Here is a 14,847-nt window from a genome sequence, read left to right on the forward strand (position 1 = left end):
TCTTTCCTTAAGCCACATACACACGGTGGTGTGATAAAGGTAATTTGGGCAAAAAGAATTGGGTGATAAAACTGGGTAAATGCCAATAAGCTAGGACTAAAAGCGCTTTCGGCCCATCCCCTTTCTTCAAATATCGCAACCCACTTAACAAGCCAAGCCCAAACATTGATACCAAAATTTTTTGGTTGGAGAGAATGAGCAACATAAAACCAAGTCCAGCCACTACCAACTCATCCATGGTTAATGTTAAAAATCTTTTAGGCGCATCAATATGGTTTAAGAATTGATAGTTCATGTTGCTCATCCTCCCTTTTCTCAAAATACAAAAGTTTTAAGTAAAAAAGCTGGAATAAATGCAACAGCAGCCACCCCAATAAATACCATCGGATTTTTGCTCTTCACAGCCATGGCGGTTGCCAAAATAATGTCCACCAAAATAAAAATCTTCCAAAACATTGAACCACTACCTAAGGAGTCCTGCACATCTCCTGTGAGCGCTTTTGCGAGTAAATCATTGGCAAAAACACTTTTTGAAAGTATTGTAAAAAGAAGAGCTGAGCCTCCTTTTTGAATCAAACTGATTATCTTTTTAACTCTTTTCATTGTTTTCTCCTTTTTTAAGGTGCACAAATCCCTCAAGCGCTTTGATCGCCTAGGTTTTAATCACAATAATGCTTGTTTATTTAAGGATTGAATCTTTGATTAGATTTGATGGCTCATTAGAATATCCCTGAAATCACTTTAACTAATCCTTGTTCAAGTAAAGAACGAGCATCTTGAAACTTTAAATTGACCTTATCCGCATTAGACACCACCCGTGTTCTATAACGTTGGTATTGGCTATCACGAGATGAGACTTGAGATGTCGTGGTACTGCTTCCATTTTTTAAATGAGATTGGAATCGCTCACTGACTTTAATGCCCTTCCCTACTCTCTCACTGATTTGCACATCAGTAATCATGGTGTAATTGACAGCACGAACCAGGCTGTCACTGACTAATCCTATCGTACCACCAGCAAGCCCTCCAGTAATCATCCCGGCTCCTGAGTTTGTTAAACTTCCCGCAGCAGTCCCCGCTACAGCGCCAGCTATTGCTGAGCCATAACCACCACCTAATGCCGATTGACTTGCCGCAACACTCATTTTACCCACCTTAAGAACATTAGCTTGTAACAGATAATGCGCTGAATTTGGATTATTGACTACTTTGTAGCCCTGCATGCTCAAAGCTGTTTTTAATTGGGGTGTAATATTTACATTTTCATCAGAAGTGTTTTTTACTGCCATATAAATCGTTTTTTTGTCTTGAGGAACCGGGTCTAAAAAGACAGTTTCGCTTTGTTTGGTGCTGACTTGTAAAGAACCATGCTCTAATGCTGTTTGTGTTGCAGCACAACCCGTTATCGCTACGAAACTTAATGCGAACACTTTGAATAATTTTTTGTTGTTTTTTTTCATGCTCTTCCTTTTCTATTTTCGTTTCTGTTTATTGATTTGAATTTTCATGGGCCTCAAAAGGATACTTCTTGTTGCTGAGTCAAAACCTTGCTTAACCGGGTTTCAATATCAGAGGCTTTCTTTTTGGCTTGACTAATAATGCTTTCAAAATGGTCTCGCGTGTGTTCCTTGGCAGTAGTAAGCAATTTTTCAAAATGATTGGCCTCGGCATGAACTTCCCTGAGTTCATTCTTAAGTTGCTCAATGATTAGATTGTTTGATTTTTGAGTTGTCGAATCATCGCGCACCATACCTGCAGGTGTTTGCCAATCTCCACGCAAAATGACTCCGCGAATGGCATTGAGTTTTCGACTAAAGTCATTACCACAAGCGGTGAAATGCTTAGGATTAAGCAAACAAAACGTAACCTCTTCTTCTAAGTTTTCTTTTAAAGTGTTGAGACTTTGCACTAGTGTGTTTACGCGTTGTTTCTGTGCTTCGGTAAGTTGTACACCAATCAATGCGTCCTCTTGAGATAAGCGAAAGATAGGATGTTGCTCTTGAACGTTTTTAGCAAACCAGTTCCCATCATGAATCGATGTGTTAGAAAAAATAACAGCAGCAGCATCTTCTATATCTTGAGTTCTCGTTTGCTTTCCAAAAGCGCTGGTAAAGCATGCTGCTGTTTTATTATTTATTTCTTTATTATTTATTCTATTAATATTTATTAGTGTTGGCTTTGCCGGCGTCGGATTTCCAGTCGCCGGAGCAACCGGAGACGGGTTTTCAGGGCGTGGTGTACTTTGTTCATTTTTTACCGAAGACGGATTTTCAGGCTCTGGAATTTCTAAAACAAGATACTCAATCCCATCAAAACGGCCACTTGCATCATCTCGACAGCTAGATTTTTTTAAATAACCTGCCTGCTCTAATTCGCAGAGTAACGCTCGAACCGCATCCCTTCCGTTTGTAGCTCTTTTTCTTAAGTCAGATACTTGTACCTTCCAGTCATCAGGAAGGGACATCAAATAGGCATGCAATCCTTTAGCACCCCATGATAAGGAGTCTTCATTCAGGCATGTCTTATCGAGAATGAGAAAATTTTGTTGCTTTTTATGAATTCGAAGTACGGCCATGATCTGCATCCATTGCATCTGATTTGTTTGGAATGGTTTGATTTAATTCGGAGATAGAACGATATCGCATGAGATGATCTTGAAGACGCAATGCTGCTTCTGGAATCTTTTTTCTTCCAGATCTCATGCAAGATTCGGATAATAATTTATTAGCCTCCTCTGAAAGCTGGAAAGAAATATAAACTTTAGGATATTTTTTATTATTGCTTTTCGATTCCAATTTTTATTCCTGTAAAAATTTTATTTATTTGTTTTTGACCCAACCATAAACAATTCCTCGAATCAAAATCATTAATTAGAGTCTATGAGGTTTATTCTTAGGACAAAATTAGTTAAACTTTTGTTTAATTAACTTTTACCATATATAGCGAATTCGCTATATATGGTAAAATTACTATATATGGCGAATTATGTCAATTGGTAATGTATTATCTGAATTATTAAAAAAATATAACCTTAACGCTCTTGAGTTAGAACGACTAACGGGTGTGCCATCTAGTACGATTTATAGGCTCTTAAAAGATAAAGGCGGAAATCCGACGATAGACATTCTAAAAAGGTTATCTTCTTTTTTCCAAGTCACCGTTAGTCAATTAATCGGAGAGGATCCAATCGGATGTAAACAAATTCCTTTTATTAAACCCGTTGATATAACTTTCTTTTTAGATTCTTCTCAGGATAGAAAAATTGAAATAGATAGTGTTCCTATTGATTTCCCATTGAGTAGCAAATGCTTTGCAACTTTATCTCAAGATAACATGATGGAGCCTTTCATTTTGGTTAACTCCATTGTTATCGTTGATCCAGAACGTAACATTACTAATAAAGATTTTGTATTGCTTATAAAAGACAAAAATGAAAATCCGATAATTAGACAAATTATTTCTGATGGTGATGATTTTTATTTAAAAGTATTAAATTCAAACTTCCCAGTCGAATTAAAGAAAATTAATTTAAAAAACTATTTGTTTATTGGAGTCATAGTTCATTATAGAACTAATCTATTTGATTTTGGCACTCCTAATTCAAATAGAAGGTATGATAATTTGATTTATGATTTTAAAAAATAATAAAGGCAGGTAAAATACAATTGAAATATTTGTTTTTTAAAAAAATTGCGTCTTATTTTAAGAGTATTGATAGAGGTACGTACTTAGTTCTAATAGGTATGTTATATGCTACGATCTTCTTCTGCTCTTTTGTTATGGGGTATAAGACAGTTGATCTATATGGTAGAATTTTATGTTCTTCTGTTTTTGTGTTTCCTTTGCTTTTCCCTATTAATGACTCAATAACTGAACTACTTGGCGCTAAAATTTCATATTTAATGATTATCGCTATAATCATTTGTGAGTTTATGTTTAGTTTCATTACCCATTCTTTAGCAGTTTTACCATCACCACCCCATTGGATAAATCAGGATTTATATCCTATTTTAACGACTGGTTTTATTCATATTGCTATAGCTGATTCCATTTCTTTAGCAATTGGATTTTTTGCGAATACTTATGTTCTGGATAAATGGGGAATAAAATGGTTTGGAACAGGTTTTTTTAGGAGAAGCCTCGGGTCCACAGCTGTAGGAGAGCTACTTTTCACAATATCTACTAATCTAATTACTTTTCATGTTCTTAGTACAGCAAGTCTCATAGATACAACAAACATCATTATTTCTGATTACATTTTAAAAATGGCATACTCAATTGTAATTTGTATCCCTAATGCTTATTTAGTAAGTTTAATAAAAAAACATATCCAAAAAGAAATTAACAATCCAGAAAAAAATATTATTCCTATTAACCAGATAAGAGCGAGGTATCGAACTTAATTACATTACTTTTTTTGTTTTTATTGCGTAATCTACATTCTTGTTCAGCTTCATGGCCACCAACTATATTACCTATACATGCACTATCCTCTGAGTTAAATTTCCTTAATTTCTCTATGCTTGAATATATTTCTTTCGCAGGTTTTATATATATTTTACTATTTAAATCTTTGTAAACTACTAAAGGCTCTTCAAGCTGCTCAGAGAACTGATGCTTTATTATAGAGTAATTTTTTTTATATTTATTTTCTATAAGCCTTTTTTGGTTCTCAAGCATAACATCAATAATCCAATCATGGTCTTTTTCTGAAAAACAATTTTTTGCTCTAGCTTCCCTTAATAATTCGATAGGATCTTTTTTTACAGGACGTACACTCTTATTTTCTATTTTAACCCAAAAGAAAATTAATCCCGTTTCTGTATCTTCATCATATGATTCAATTTTGAAGGCTGGAGATTTTATTTCCTTCATAAGAGATAATATTATATTAAACAGTGACATCTTACTATTCAATCCTTGTACTAATAAACTCCGGATTGGATTGTATCATAAGTAATTTTCTCTGTTTCTAAATCACAGAATATTTTGTAAAATATTGCATGGTTATAGATTTGGTATTTTATGCTTGGACACATATTTCGAGATCCCAACAAATATAGTAAAAACAATGCACTACAATACAATTTTGCTATGTACTTGCTAAGCAAAATTTCTTTTGATAGTAAGTCCAGGGTCTTAGATATTGGATGTGGTGACGGAGTGATTACCAATGAAGTCGCTAAAATTGTAAGTGAAGGCTGTGTAATTGGCACCGATATCTCTGAACAAATGATTGATTTTGCTTCTAAAAAATATAAAGACCAATATAATCTACGATTTGTAGTTATGGATGGTAGTAAAAATATTTTTAGAGATCAATTTGATGTTGTTATTTCTTTTAATTGTTTACATTGGATAAAAGATCAACAGAAGGCTCTATTCGGGATTGCTAATTCCGCAGCATTTGGAGCTCAAATAGCTCTTCTTTTATCGCATAAAAAATCCTTATATCATCTTGTTCTAGATAAAATTTGCTCAAGCGTCAAATGGAAGAATTATTTTATTGATTTTATAAATCCTCGTTCTTTTTTTAAGCCCTCTGATTACAAAGAAATGATTGCTAAGACGGGGTTAGAAATAGTTGATTTATCAGAAGAAGAAATGACTTATTCCTTTAAATCAAAAGAACAACTCAAAGATTTTTTTATTGCTGCCGGATCTCAGATAAAACAAGTTCCTGAAAGTAAAAAATCCGAATTTTTGCATGATTTTGTGTATGAATATATAAAACAGGCAAATTGTTCTCATGACGATTTCATTCCGGTGAGTTTTTGGTGCTTACAAGTCATTGCTGCAAAATCTAACCCTAAGTTAATGAGCAATTATGATATAGATAACCGGTCTATGTTATTTGCAAAACTTTAACTTTAATATAACGCTGATAATGATGAAGGCCCGAGATTGTTAATCTGAAATAGTATGTTCATAATTTTGGTTTTATTTTCATCCATCTATTTTCTGAGTTTTATAATATAATGCTATTTTCCATTGATATTTTATTTAGCTTCTATCACATCCATTGTGAATCATTGTCCTCGTCTTTAGATTCTTTTTAAAGTACGCCGTTAATCCAGTTAAACTATTTTTGCTTAGGGCTCCCTTTTATATATCAGGGCTTTTCTTCAATTGTGAGAGGAATAGGTAACACAACATTTTTCTGTTAATACCCGTCATCAAATCTAAAACTTAAATTAGAAATTTTCCATACTCATAATCGAATCAAAGAAATTTTTATCTCCTAAACTTAACCGTATAGAGACAGCCTTTCTAATTAACCCTGTTCGTACATCTTTCATCAATGGTTTGGTAAGCTTAATTTTTTTTTCAATTTCCAATATTCTATTTTTTGTTTCTTCTGTGAAAAAAACTTGAGTGGCTCCTTCTAAAGGAGCTTGATTTAAACCTTCAAAGATATCATCAATCAACTCAGCATAATCAAGATCTTTTTCATAATCGCCCCATTTTATATCAGAAAGTGTATAAAGATAATATTTAACTGCATCCTCAATAAGTAATGATTGCTTCCCTCTCCCCTTATAATCAATTTGCGCTTGTTTCCGAAGTTTCGCTTTTATATCCTTTGGAAACCTTATGCACACAAGCCATTTTTCTTGTTTCTGAGGTGCTTGGAAGAACAACTTTTTACTCCTTCGCTTTTCTGTCATAAATCACCATTTATTAGAAAATCAAAATATTCAAAATATTCAAAATAATACTTATTTTTCAAGTACTTATTGTTAGTTTGCTCCGGGGCATATCTCCTCTTTTAAAGCAAGTTCTTTAATTTGGTTTAGAATCATCTCTAGTGTTTTATAAGAAGAGTCTTGTACCGCGAGATTATTAATTTCAGGAAACCTAGTTAATAAAAGCCGTTGTAAAGAATCCGATTCCTTCTGATCACCTATCTTAAATGTTGCATATTTTTTTATGGCTCCACCTTGTCGTCCTCGAGATTTAACTAATTTTTTTTTGTTTTGTGTTGAAAATGAGTTTGGTTCAGTCAAAGCCAACTCTATCTCTTTATAAGATTTAGGCGCTAATGCTCTTATCATTTTAAAGGTGAGCGTATTTTCATTGATTTTAGAAAATAAAATTGGGGGATAGTGTTCTTGTTTAGAACAAATGGTTCGTAATGCACTTACTATTCCCTCCCCTAATCCCATGATAGAAGATAATTCTTTATTTTTAAGAGATTGTACGTTTGTATCAGACAAGAGCTGTTGGAATATCTGAAAATTTTGGGATACAGTTAAACCCTTTCTCAAATTATTTTCTGACAATTGACGTCTAAGTTTCCGATGTTTAACTTTAAGTTTAACGAGCATGCTTTCGTCAGTGATTTCTATGCAAGTCACTGTGGGAACACTAGCCATCATTGCCGCAAGACGTCTTTGGTGACCTTCTAAAATTACATACCCATAATCGAGATTTGTATTTTGAAAATAATCTGGATCATTCTGCCGATCCGTTAAAAATATCTCAATTGGTTCAATTAAACCATCTACTCTTATCGAAAAAGCTAGCTCTCTTAAAAAGTTGTAACTTTCTTCAATACTATCATTTGATTCAATATTTAATTGTGAAAATTCAGGGATATTAAACTCCCCTGTTTCATCTGATAACTTGCAAAGTGATTTATCACTCCCAATAAATAAGTATTTTCTTAACCAGTGTTCATCAATAATTTCTCCTGGCCTGGGGTTAAATGGATCAGGAATCAAAGTAAATGGATCTTGCTCAACTAGCTGTTTGCCTCTTGTAAATTTTAAATTAGCTGTTATTGCTGCTCTAGTAACGGTATCAGGTTTATTGATTTTACTAGATGTCAGAGATTTCGTAATTATTTTCTTTTTGAGTGACATTGCTTATATCTCCTAGTACCTTGTTATATACAAACTCCCCTAATGCTACTGCTTCAATTGCAAAACGATCGTTATCCTTTAATTCAGTATATGGCGCAGTAATAGGTGCCTGATCCTCGTCAATATCAACTGCTCTTGGAGAATCATGTATTTCTATATTCTCTATAAGTAACTTTGCCAGCAATGGATTTGCCTTAATGGTATCAACAATTCGGTTTTGAGGTGTTCGTTTGTTATAATCAACTTTATTTTTTAATAACCCTATAATCTTAGCTTGCGCATTTGTAGGTCTATAAACATTTTGACGGTTTACAAGATCCACCATCCCAGCTAATCCTTGAAGGGATTTATTACTCAACTCCAATGGAATTAAAACATGGGTGGCTGCACGAATAGCACTTTGAGTTAAGGGTCCTTTAGCGGGTGGAGTATCAATAAGAATCAAATCATACCCACAATCAATAAACTCATCCATTGCGAAAAAGTCATAGGGTCGCTGTACAATGCTCTCCAAACTGTCGCTGTATTCAAATGCTTCAATATCCTTAATTAATCCAGCATCACTTGGTAATATCTCTAAATTTTCAAGATCAGTTGGATAAGGTACAACGGGGTTTTCTGTCCACATGTCTAAAGCTGAAGAACGTCCATCCCAACCATCATCATCAGGATCATTTGGATCAAAATCTGGGTGTAAAGGAGGTTTATAATTAGACATATCTCTTATACGTGTATCACGAAGAAATCTGTATGACATATTTCCTTGGGGATCGAAATCTAATACAAGAACTTTTTTACTCTTCTTAAAGGCAATATATGTTGAAATTAATTGGCTTATTAAACTTTTACCAACACCTCCTTTATTATTAGCAACCACTAATATCTTTGGATTTTTCTTTTTCATTGGTTACTCCACCATATTATTTTAAATAAAATGTATCTTAGATAGAAATAGCAGTCAATAGTAATTCAATACTGTATTGAGTATTATCAATTGTTTTTTATCAATAAGAATTTGTATATCGTTGATGCGTATCAAACTTAATTCTAAAAGGCTCAAAAACCGCTTTAAAACAACAATATAGTGATTTTGATCATTTTTAGTTATTTGGTAAAAATGTATTGATCTAAACGAAATTCCGATCCACAATATTTTATATTAGTAAGTTGTATTGAGTATTAATAAACAAGTATCATTAACTGAAGATAACAAATGGATAAAAAACGAAAAGATTAAAACAAAAGGGTTATAAAAAGTCTGCCAACTTTCTATAACCCTGTAATGAAATTTAGCCCTTAGAACGAGACTAAATATATAAAGAACTTCTTTCGACCGATAGTTCTTAGGTATTTCATTTCATATTTTAGACTCGTTCCCTAAAAAAAACAATAAGATAAGGATATTATCTATGGGGAACCTTTGTTCAATTTTTCACGTGAGATTCAAAAATCTCATTAAAGTGATTCCATCTGCCCGAAAGGCACAACTGGTAGATTACATACTTCTCGGTTGGCAAACCAGCACTTATAAATTAAAAAACTCCCAAAAAAAATGGTTTATGAAACCATACTCTCAAATTGTTGAAGACACGGGTATTCCTAGAAGCACTCTAGAGCGATACATCAAAGAATTACATGATGAAGGGTTTATTGAACGACGGCAGGCACTCTATAGCAGAACCAAAGAGCAAGGTGAATTTGAAGTCAAGAAAGGCGCCTACATTTATATAACCGAAAAACTACTTACACTGCTCAAATCTTCAGAAGATGTCTCCAAAACACCTCCGGGAGCTACAACAAATACCCACAACAATGAATCAGTTTCTTGGCAAGACAGAAACGAAAACCGAGATTATTTAAAAACAGATTGCAATAAATCCTCTCAAAATGAGGGAATCGATCCTCTCATTTTGAGGGGATTAAATATAAGAGATCTTTATGAACATAAAAATAATATTATTTTTGAAAAATTAACTTGTTCTGTGGATAAAGAAACCGTCCATCGACTCAATCAACAAATAGAGTCGATAAAAAACTTACTTTATTACGACATTAAAGAAGAAATACCCAATGAAATAAAGAATCTTATCCTGGGTACTTTTTTTAATTTAACCTATAAACATCTCAAACAATTTTCATCTCCGAAACAAGTAGTTGCTGAATATTTATTTGCACTATTAAACAGAGATTTTTACTTACCTCAAATAGAGTGCTTTAAACATCGGAATAATATTCTCTCGAAAATGATCCGTAACAATCAATGGAGAACTCCTAAAGGTTTTTATAAACATTTCTATTTGGGTCAATCATTTAAAGACAAACAAGAATCATTTGAACAACAATGGAAGCAACAAAAGGATAAAGAAATCAATCTAAATGATGGTATTAACAATGAAAAGGAAGAACGGTTAATTCTCATTGAATCTAGAATGTATGAGAAAAGCTGCTTGATTGATAAATTAACACAAAGTATTTATCAACAATCAAATCAACAAGTTATAATCGAAATTCGAGAACAAATTAAGAGCATAAAAAATGAGCTTGAAGCTCTCTGGCATCAACAGACATTAATTGAACAAGAAAGTGAGCAGCAACATCTTTTAAATGATATAAAACATTGTGCTTGAACAATTTGTTTGAATAACAAAGTATACAACAGAGTAATATAAGTTTGCTGGTTGAGCATACTGTGGACGATTCTCTATAAAAAAATGGAGCGGTCTTATTTTTTGATGGTATGGTTCTACGTGGAACTGTCCATGTAAAATCTACGCTGTAATCTTGTCTCAAGACTAGATCTCGAAACAAATCACAAATCGTATTATTCTAGCTATATTTCTATTCGAAAATTTGTGGTAGCGCAGATAATAATCACATATGCCAGATTTTATTACTTACTTCTTTTACTTGAGATAATATCTATATAAAAAAAAGACTCATTTTATAATTAGACATACTTTTTGTTTGTAGTATTTTTATGCTTCGATTCTTATTATTACTGTGCTGCATCACTTCAAGTTATGCCCAATCACCGCAAGCTAAGAAAATTGCATCCCAGCTATTTCAACAACACCCTCAAACAATATATTGTCAGTGTAACTATAAAGAAAAATATGTTGATTTAGCCAACTGCAATATGCAAGCTGCTGAAGCAATTAAGAGGGCGCATAGTATTGAATGGGAACATATCATGGCAGCTCAGCATTTTGGACGACAATTTGAATGCTGGCGGACTCCATTATGTGAGAACAGCCGTGCAAGGATGTATAAAGGACGCAAATGTTGTGAAAAAATAGATAAGCGATTTCAACATGTAGTACTTTACAATTTATAGCCAGAAACCGGGATTGTGAATCAAGCGCGATCTAACTACCGATTTGCCTTATTACCCAATCAATCTGATTTCCTAGGATGTGCAATGAAAATTGATAAAGCCTCTCTTCGTGGCGAACCCCCTAATACAGCAAAAGGAGTTGTCGCACGGGCTTACCTTTTTATGGATGAACATTATGATCTTTCTTTGAGCTCCTCACAAAAGAAATTATTTATTGCTTGGAATAAGGCATTTAAACCTAGTTCTTGGGAAAGGGAGTGGGCTTCCCAGGTAGCTATGATTGAGGGCTATGAGAACTCTTACATTACTCAGTGGCAAAAGAAAGCGAATGGTTAAAAGTGGTGACATAAGTTGATGTATTGTATATTATTTCATCAATGCGTTATGGCACATTTTCTGTGGATAAGTCTGTTTGTAATCTGTCAAACTACTTGTAGAATTTAGAAGTTATTTGGATGGCAGATCATTTATCAAGGTGCTTTCTAGAGTTTAACATGACATATTTACATAACCAGATATGTCTTTATGGTATTCTCTATAAAAAATACAGGAGGAGTTCTCTTGATATATATGATGGCCACCCCTAAGGTAGTTTTAATTCTTTAAAAACCTTTATTTTATTACAAATAATAATAAACTTTAATTAAAGCATATTTATTCTTACTATTTTGGGTGACAAATGAAATGTCCCTGGAGCGAATGTGGATACGTTCGCAAAGAAAATGAAACTTGCCCAGAATGGCAATGCCCTTCTTGTTATAATGCTTATAATAAGCATCCTGATTACTTGGGTAACAATTATTATAAAATTAAATTAGTAGTTGGTGATATTCCCAGTGATGATAAAATAGAACCAGGCGTATTATTATTGTACTTGAAAAATGGATCTGTCGAAGGATGCTTTATAGAACATAGTGTAATTAATAGAATACCTTTATCAAATAAAGAACTACCAAATATATTAGATATTATAAATAAATTAAAAAATCCGGGAGGTAAATTAACAGATGAGGAGGAAAGAGCAATATTTCTTCTTACTGCAAGATTTAAGAATTATCCACTTGTAAATGAAAATGATAAAACGGAAAATTACTTTAAAAAAATTATCTATGTACTACTTGGCGTATTAATTTTAATTATTCTTTATATAATATTAAGAGGCCCATTTCAAGCTCAAACATTCTTACCAACCACAAATACACAATTAATGAATCAGAATAAAGCAGAGGTACCTTATCTTGGTGGTGTTAATTTGCAAGATATATCTAACACCATTACTGAGGCTGAAAATTTACTCAACCAGTGTATAGACGAGTGTGATGATAGGTGCGTAGAACTCCGGAAATACATGCAAAGCACAAGTGCTAAGATTTTAAATTTTACGAGAAGTGTAAGGCCAACTACTATATCTAGACTAAATTCTGCAACAAAAAGACTGATTTTAAATTTTAATGACAGAATATTAAAAATAAAAGAAAAAATTAATTCAATAAAAGATTTTTGTAAGAATCAAAAAAAGACATCAATAAATAGTACTGTAGATTTTGTTTCCGCTGGAATAAATTTAGATATTGTTTACTCAAAAATATTTTATGCAGATATACATCTTCGGAATTGTAGATTAAGCTGTGAGACCAATGACAAATTCTCATCTGAATGCCAGGAATTTATTCAGTTAAGAAAAGATTTCACTAGTGATATCAACAGAATTAATGATGTAATGCAAGGTAAAACAGTATCCTCTCAAGATGAGCAAACATTGAAAAAGATAAATGTCTTAGTGGATGATATAAATTCGGAAAAAGAAAAAATACAGAGATGTTTAGATAAAACCATATCAGACTAAAAAAACGTTAACTTGTTATAAATTTTCTATTTACGAGGAATAAAACCATTGTCTTGTGCAAAACTGCCAACTAAGCAACCAATTATCATATCACGTGTAAATATGACGTTTATTTTATCAATAGCTGAAGGAAGCATATGAGAGTTAACTTTTATACATTTATCAAACAATGTGGGCATAATATGATATATACATAAATCTAGATTAATTTTTCTTTTCTTCAAACGTTTTTTCCAGGCTTTTATTTCCATAATAGAATTACATGTCGCAATTGAAAATAGGTCTTTGTTTTCTTTCAACCAGCTTCGGGTAGGTATTTTATTTTCACCAATATGAAAATTGAACTCAGGCATTTCGAACATTATCTCTGAAGGTATTTGATTTGAAGCTGAATAATCTATTTGCTTGCAAGTGAATTCAATAAGTTGCATTTTATTGTTAATTTCGATCATATTATTTTTAATTTTTTCTAGGGATTGCTTTTGTTGTGAAGTAAGCTCAAATCTATATAAACCAGAATTATAATAATTTCTTAATAAAGATAGATCGGCTTTATTTTTGTTAAGGTCATTTACAGCTAAACAAATATTCTGTGAATTAAGGTTTTGATTGCAAACAATAAGGCATTGGTTAAGGCTATCAATCCCCTTATTGGTTTCCATAATAAGTTGAGCCAAATTTATACTCCTACCATCGATCGTAATAATTTGCGGTGAGTTTATTCGATCGGTAGGGCTTTTTACTCCTAAACTATGTGATACCAGAAAATAAACCATAATAGATAAAATAATAAATAGACTAATGTAGATTAATTTAAAATTTATTTTTTTAGGAACAATATGCTTATTATTTTTATACATACTATTCACTCTCTTGGTAAACATTATTTTCATTGTAAGCTATTTCACATGATGGGCATTGGCTCCAAAAACCCCTCATGAGGCATTTTATATTTTCCATTGCTATACCATAGTTGGTAAGTACAACTATTTATATTTATCATAGCAGTCTTGATACTAAACATTTAATTTTTTTACGAAACTATAAATTTAATTCTAGAAAGAATTATTAGTTCTAAACAGCAAAAGCTGATTATCTCATCAAGGGCGCTTCAAGCTTGTTCAAACATTTCGCTGATTTTTCCCTCATTATATTTGAATTTTTTTATCTTAAAATATTATCGATCTTCTCGAACACTTAACTTCAATTTTGTTTCTCCTACCTTCAAATGGGTTTACAGAGAAATTTCTACAGCTTATGATATTTGTACGTAAATCAAAAAAAAAGAATTACTATGTCACCAAGAGGTGGAAAAAGAGAGGGGGCAGGGCGCCCAAAAGGCGAACCCACTAAAGCTGTTCGCATCCCTTTATCACAATTAGCAGAATTAGAGCGATTGAAAAGCCAACCGGTTTATCAATTACCTGTATTTTCAAGTAAAGTTCAAGCAGGATTTCCTTCTCCTGCAGATGACTATATTGAGGGGTATCTGGATTTAAATACCAAATTCATAAAGCACCCATCAGCAACATTTGTGCTGCAAGCCACCGGAGATTCTATGGTTGAGGCCGGAATATTTTCTGGGGATTGGCTTCTAGTTGATAGGAGTATAGAGCCAACTGACGGTCGAATTGTTATTGCAGCAGTCAATGGAGAGCTCACCGTTAAGCGCCTTTCCAAGAAAGGGGGCAGGGTGCAATTACTTCCTGCAAACTCCAAATTTAAACCCATTGATATCACAGAAGAAAATGAGATGGTTATTTGGGGTGTAGTCACCTTAGTTCTTCATGAGCTTACTTAAT

18 protein-coding genes are annotated in these 14,847 nt (G+C 32.9%); 8 read left to right on the top strand and 10 right to left on the bottom strand.

Annotated features, from left to right (window positions below):
• Positions 1-7: 7 nt before the first annotated feature.
• The 5 genes from traL to HBNCFIEN_RS17540 form a co-directional block, all read right to left on the bottom strand.
• Complete coding sequence (traL, locus tag HBNCFIEN_RS17520; protein ID WP_255464433.1) at positions 8-295, bottom strand: type IV conjugative transfer system protein TraL; 288 nt, start codon at positions 293-295, stop codon at positions 8-10.
• Positions 296-315: 20 nt separating this feature from the next.
• Positions 316-603: a hypothetical protein gene (locus HBNCFIEN_RS17525; protein ID WP_182393757.1), complete on the bottom strand. Its 288-nt coding sequence runs from the start codon at positions 601-603 to the stop codon at positions 316-318.
• Between the two features lie 116 nt (positions 604-719).
• On the bottom strand, positions 720-1,460 hold the full coding sequence (locus HBNCFIEN_RS17530) for a complement resistance protein TraT (protein WP_182393758.1): 741 nt from the start codon (positions 1,458-1,460) through the stop codon (positions 720-722).
• 53 nt (positions 1,461-1,513) lie between these two features.
• A complete protein-coding gene (locus HBNCFIEN_RS17535; RefSeq protein WP_182393759.1) occupies positions 1,514-2,575 on the bottom strand; it encodes a replication protein in 1,062 nt (353 codons plus the stop codon).
• On the bottom strand, positions 2,553-2,795 hold the full coding sequence (locus tag HBNCFIEN_RS17540) for a TraY domain-containing protein (RefSeq protein ID WP_182393760.1): 243 nt from the start codon (positions 2,793-2,795) through the stop codon (positions 2,553-2,555). The genes HBNCFIEN_RS17535 and HBNCFIEN_RS17540 overlap by 23 nt, the downstream gene beginning before the upstream one ends.
• 190 nt (positions 2,796-2,985) lie before the next feature.
• On the opposite strand from HBNCFIEN_RS17540, the gene HBNCFIEN_RS17545 reads away from it, so the two are divergent.
• Together HBNCFIEN_RS17545 and HBNCFIEN_RS17550 are read left to right on the top strand one after the other, a co-directional pair.
• A complete protein-coding gene (locus HBNCFIEN_RS17545) occupies positions 2,986-3,645 on the top strand; it encodes a S24 family peptidase (RefSeq protein WP_182393761.1) in 660 nt (219 codons plus the stop codon).
• A 20-nt stretch (positions 3,646-3,665) separates the two neighbouring features.
• A complete protein-coding gene (locus HBNCFIEN_RS17550; RefSeq protein WP_182393762.1) occupies positions 3,666-4,403 on the top strand; it encodes a VUT family protein in 738 nt (245 codons plus the stop codon).
• On the opposite strand, the gene HBNCFIEN_RS17555 is transcribed toward HBNCFIEN_RS17550, so the two are convergent.
• Positions 4,372-4,905, bottom strand: a complete 534-nt coding sequence (locus HBNCFIEN_RS17555) for a hypothetical protein (protein ID WP_182393763.1) — start codon at positions 4,903-4,905, stop codon at positions 4,372-4,374. The genes HBNCFIEN_RS17550 and HBNCFIEN_RS17555 overlap by 32 nt on opposite strands.
• A 120-nt stretch (positions 4,906-5,025) precedes the next feature.
• Between HBNCFIEN_RS17555 and HBNCFIEN_RS17560 the strand changes: the two genes are divergently transcribed.
• Entirely contained in the window at positions 5,026-5,868 is an 843-nt protein-coding gene (locus HBNCFIEN_RS17560; RefSeq protein WP_182393764.1) for a class I SAM-dependent methyltransferase, read from the top strand.
• 326 nt (positions 5,869-6,194) lie between these two features.
• On the opposite strand, the gene HBNCFIEN_RS17565 is transcribed toward HBNCFIEN_RS17560, so the two are convergent.
• The 3 genes from HBNCFIEN_RS17565 to HBNCFIEN_RS17575 all read right to left on the bottom strand — a co-directional run bounded on the left by HBNCFIEN_RS17565 (position 6,195) and on the right by HBNCFIEN_RS17575 (position 8,769).
• Entirely contained in the window at positions 6,195-6,668 is a 474-nt protein-coding gene (locus tag HBNCFIEN_RS17565) for a hypothetical protein (RefSeq protein ID WP_182393765.1), read from the bottom strand.
• A gap of 72 nt (positions 6,669-6,740) precedes the next feature.
• Positions 6,741-7,865: a chromosome partitioning protein ParB gene (locus HBNCFIEN_RS17570; RefSeq protein WP_182393766.1), complete on the bottom strand. Its 1,125-nt coding sequence runs from the start codon at positions 7,863-7,865 to the stop codon at positions 6,741-6,743.
• Complete coding sequence (locus tag HBNCFIEN_RS17575) at positions 7,822-8,769, bottom strand: ParA family protein (protein ID WP_182393767.1); 948 nt, start codon at positions 8,767-8,769, stop codon at positions 7,822-7,824. Before HBNCFIEN_RS17575 ends, HBNCFIEN_RS17570 begins: the two co-directional genes overlap by 44 nt.
• A 505-nt stretch (positions 8,770-9,274) precedes the next feature.
• Between HBNCFIEN_RS17575 and HBNCFIEN_RS17580 the strand changes: the two genes are divergently transcribed.
• The 4 genes from HBNCFIEN_RS17580 to HBNCFIEN_RS17590 all read left to right on the top strand — a co-directional run bounded on the left by HBNCFIEN_RS17580 (position 9,275) and on the right by HBNCFIEN_RS17590 (position 13,045).
• Positions 9,275-10,492 (top strand): hypothetical protein, encoded by a 1,218-nt coding sequence (locus tag HBNCFIEN_RS17580; RefSeq protein WP_182393768.1) that lies wholly within the window; start codon positions 9,275-9,277, stop codon positions 10,490-10,492.
• Positions 10,493-10,842: 350 nt separating this feature from the next.
• Positions 10,843-11,199, top strand: a complete 357-nt coding sequence (locus HBNCFIEN_RS17800) for a hypothetical protein (protein ID WP_255464434.1) — start codon at positions 10,843-10,845, stop codon at positions 11,197-11,199.
• 15 nt (positions 11,200-11,214) lie between these two features.
• Positions 11,215-11,535 (top strand): endonuclease, encoded by a 321-nt coding sequence (locus HBNCFIEN_RS17805; RefSeq protein WP_255464435.1) that lies wholly within the window; start codon positions 11,215-11,217, stop codon positions 11,533-11,535.
• A gap of 343 nt (positions 11,536-11,878) precedes the next feature.
• Positions 11,879-13,045, top strand: coding sequence for a hypothetical protein (locus tag HBNCFIEN_RS17590; protein ID WP_182393769.1), 1,167 nt, complete (start codon positions 11,879-11,881; stop codon positions 13,043-13,045).
• A 26-nt stretch (positions 13,046-13,071) separates the two neighbouring features.
• Here HBNCFIEN_RS17590 and HBNCFIEN_RS17595 read toward each other — a convergent pair whose 3' ends face one another.
• Positions 13,072-13,905, bottom strand: a complete 834-nt coding sequence (locus tag HBNCFIEN_RS17595; RefSeq protein WP_182393770.1) for a hypothetical protein — start codon at positions 13,903-13,905, stop codon at positions 13,072-13,074.
• 434 nt (positions 13,906-14,339) lie between these two features.
• Here HBNCFIEN_RS17595 and HBNCFIEN_RS17600 point away from each other — a divergent pair, with 434 nt between their 5' ends.
• Positions 14,340-14,846 (top strand): LexA family transcriptional regulator, encoded by a 507-nt coding sequence (locus tag HBNCFIEN_RS17600; RefSeq protein WP_182393771.1) that lies wholly within the window; start codon positions 14,340-14,342, stop codon positions 14,844-14,846.
• Position 14,847 lies beyond the last annotated feature (1 nt).

The organism is Legionella sp. PC997, from assembly GCF_014109825.1.
Taxonomy (GTDB): Bacteria; Pseudomonadota; Gammaproteobacteria; order Legionellales; family Legionellaceae; genus Legionella.

Bases quoted from the DNA above. Each gene is read 5' to 3' on its own strand.
- traL (WP_255464433.1), bottom strand. From the start codon at position 295: ATGAACTATCAATTCTTAAACCATATTGATGCGCCTAAAAGATTTTTA.
- HBNCFIEN_RS17525 (WP_182393757.1), bottom strand. From the start codon at position 603: ATGAAAAGAGTTAAAAAGATAATCAGTTTGATTCAAAAAGGAGGCTCA.
- HBNCFIEN_RS17530 (WP_182393758.1), bottom strand. From the start codon at position 1,460: ATGAAAAAAAACAACAAAAAATTATTCAAAGTGTTCGCATTAAGTTTC.
- HBNCFIEN_RS17535 (WP_182393759.1), bottom strand. From the start codon at position 2,575: ATGGCCGTACTTCGAATTCATAAAAAGCAACAAAATTTTCTCATTCTC.
- HBNCFIEN_RS17545 (WP_182393761.1), top strand. From the start codon at position 2,986: ATGTCAATTGGTAATGTATTATCTGAATTATTAAAAAAATATAACCTT.
- HBNCFIEN_RS17555 (WP_182393763.1), bottom strand. From the start codon at position 4,905: ATGTCACTGTTTAATATAATATTATCTCTTATGAAGGAAATAAAATCT.
- HBNCFIEN_RS17560 (WP_182393764.1), top strand. From the start codon at position 5,026: ATGCTTGGACACATATTTCGAGATCCCAACAAATATAGTAAAAACAAT.
- HBNCFIEN_RS17565 (WP_182393765.1), bottom strand. From the start codon at position 6,668: ATGACAGAAAAGCGAAGGAGTAAAAAGTTGTTCTTCCAAGCACCTCAG.
- HBNCFIEN_RS17570 (WP_182393766.1), bottom strand. From the start codon at position 7,865: ATGTCACTCAAAAAGAAAATAATTACGAAATCTCTGACATCTAGTAAA.
- HBNCFIEN_RS17575 (WP_182393767.1), bottom strand. From the start codon at position 8,769: ATGAAAAAGAAAAATCCAAAGATATTAGTGGTTGCTAATAATAAAGGA.
- HBNCFIEN_RS17580 (WP_182393768.1), top strand. From the start codon at position 9,275: ATGGGGAACCTTTGTTCAATTTTTCACGTGAGATTCAAAAATCTCATT.
- HBNCFIEN_RS17800 (WP_255464434.1), top strand. From the start codon at position 10,843: ATGCTTCGATTCTTATTATTACTGTGCTGCATCACTTCAAGTTATGCC.
- HBNCFIEN_RS17590 (WP_182393769.1), top strand. From the start codon at position 11,879: ATGAAATGTCCCTGGAGCGAATGTGGATACGTTCGCAAAGAAAATGAA.
- HBNCFIEN_RS17595 (WP_182393770.1), bottom strand. From the start codon at position 13,905: ATGTATAAAAATAATAAGCATATTGTTCCTAAAAAAATAAATTTTAAA.
- HBNCFIEN_RS17600 (WP_182393771.1), top strand. From the start codon at position 14,340: ATGTCACCAAGAGGTGGAAAAAGAGAGGGGGCAGGGCGCCCAAAAGGC.